At 72.9% G+C, this 2,350-nt stretch carries 2 protein-coding genes; both read right to left on the bottom strand.

Annotated features, from left to right (window positions below):
* Positions 1–399 (bottom strand): BcsE family c-di-GMP-binding protein (locus BUB20358_RS27795; RefSeq protein ID WP_254593986.1); only part of this gene is annotated, 399 nt, incomplete at its 3' end.
* 9 nt (positions 400–408) lie between these two features.
* Positions 409–2,350, bottom strand: a 1,942-nt coding sequence (locus BUB20358_RS27790) for a cellulose synthase subunit BcsC-related outer membrane protein (RefSeq protein ID WP_174905177.1), incomplete at its 5' end; no start/stop codon positions are given.

The raw sequence follows: 2,350 nt of genomic DNA, 5'->3' as shown, positions 1-2,350 counted from the left end.
ATCGCCGTCGTCCGGCTGCGACTCAGGCGGCATCGCGAGCACGTTCAGGTTGCGCGGCCAGCCGTCCGGTTGCGCGCCGCCCGCGAAACCGCGCGCGTGCAACTGTGCGGCGACGCGCGCCGCGTCGCGCGCGAGCACGACCGTCACGTTGCGCGTGCGCGCCTGCCGCGCGCTTTCCCACACGAGCGCATCGCACGCCGGCGTGTCGGCCGCCGCGTAGACCGTATACAGGCCGCCCGCTTCGAGCTGCGTCCACGCGTCGGGCAGCCCGTCGATCGCGAGCCGGCTCAGCGCGCCGACGCGGCCGCCGGCCGGCCCCGCGCGCAACCGCGCGCGCAGGCGGCCGAGCAGACCGGCAGCGCCGAGCGCGGGACGCGTGGCGTCGATATCGGTATTCACTCGCTTCCCCTAGTAATCCGAATAAAGCCGCACGGGCGTCGGCGTGACGAGCCAGTTGCGCGGCGCGCGCGCGTCGAACGCGTAACGCAGATAGACGAGCGCCGAGCTCGGCGCGTAATCGTGCGACCGATCCACATGCAGCTGCGCCCCGACGCTCAGATGCGGGTTCACGCGATATTCGACGATGCCGTTCACGCCGTACGAGAACGACACGCCGCGCGTCGAGCTGCCCGCATAGACGAAGCCGGCCGCCTGCTGCGCGGCACGCTGATCGGAGAACGTCGGGAAATACAGCGAATCCTTCTCGCGGCTGTTCGAGATGCCGCCGGTGACGGTCACGTCCCACGACAGCGCATCGCGCCGCCCCGCCCATTCGATCGGCACGCCGAGCGACAGATAGCGCTGCGGACTGTAGTAGCCGCCCTGCCCGTACGTGTAATAGCGCAGGTTTTGCGCGTAGTGCCACGCGTTGCCGACGAGCCCGGTGCTGACGCGCATCGTCGCACGTTCGTACACGGGCACCGTGAAGCCGGTGCGCAGCGTCACTTCCGCGTTGCGCTCGACGTTGCGGCCCGTCAGTACGCCCGCGCCGAGTTCGGCGAACACGTTCGTGCGGCCGACGTCGACCGACGCGCGCAGGTTCACGCCGTCGCGCCGCACGCCGCCCCACACCGCGCCGGTCCACGGATCGCGCATCCCCGCGTACGACAGCACGCTGCTCGTTTCCGGGCGCCGCGACGCGTTGACGGTAAAGCTCGCCGGGCCGGCATCGACGCGGTAGCGCACGCCGCCGACCACGTATTGCACCGGAAAGCCGAGCGGCGACGTGCCGACGTCGAAGCGCCATGCGTCCGTCCGGTAGCCGACGCCGACCGCAACGCCCGTCGCCGATTGATGCAGCGAGCCCGGCGGATGCGCGATCAGCGCGCCGACCGGCTGATTCGTGCCGAGCGGTGCAAGCAGCCCGCTCAGCGACTTCAGCGCCGGCAACGTGCCGAACGTGTTCAGCGCGTACGCGTTCGGGTCGCTCGTGTCGAGCGTGCCGGGATCGACGTGCACGGTGTCGAGCTGCAGGAACGCGTGCCCGTCGTAGCGGATCGGCCACTGCGCATAGATCGGCACCTGCTGCGCGCGGTACGCGGACACGCCCTCGTCGCCCGATTTGTACGCGGGCAGCCAGCCGATCTCGATCTCGGGGTCGCGCCGCTGTTCGAGCTCGGCAAACGCGGCCTGCGCGGGCGTGCGGCCGTCGCGGCCCGCGGCGACGCCGCTCGCGCGCTCCTGAGACAGCGACAGCCGGTACAGCGACGCCGCGTCGTCGTAGCGGCCCTGCGCCTCGGCGACGCGGCCCGCGGCCACCGTCACGTCCGCGCGCGCCGGATACTCGGCCTGCAGCCGCGCGGTCACGGGCGCCGCTTCGTCCGCGCGGCGCAGCGCGGTCAGCCGGCGCACGACCGACAGCTGCGTATCGACGTCGTCCTCCGGCGTGCGCGCGAGCACCGCCTGCACGCGCGCGAGCGCCGCGCGGCGGTTGCCGCTGTCTTCGTCGATCCGTGCGAGCGCGAGCTGCGTGTCGGCATCGTCCGGCGTGCGTGCGACGATCGGCGCGAGCGCGGCACGCGCCGCGTCGTAGTGGCCCTGCGCGCGTTCGAGATCGGCGAGTTCGAGCGCATAGCGCTTGTCCGCGCGGCCGGCCGCGCTCGTGTGCGCGAGCAGCGCGCGCGCCTGCGCATAGTCCTGCCGGTCGATCGCGTCGTCCGTCTCGCGCAGCACGAGCCGCAACGACTGGTCCTCGAGCCGCGCGCGCTGCGCAGGCGTCAGCGCCGGCTCGCGGCGCAGTGCGTCGAGCCATGCGGCGAGCACGTCGTCGCGCCGCGCGCTGCCGAGCAGGTCGCCGTAGCGCAGCCGCACGTCCGCGTCCGCCTCGCGCGGGTGCGCGGCGATCCAGTCG

This window comes from Burkholderia dolosa (assembly GCF_902499135.1).
In the GTDB taxonomy this organism is placed as follows: Bacteria; Pseudomonadota; Gammaproteobacteria; order Burkholderiales; family Burkholderiaceae; genus Burkholderia; species Burkholderia dolosa.
The sequence above is the reverse complement of the archived record's forward strand: the minus strand, read 5'-3'. Positions and strand labels throughout refer to the sequence as shown.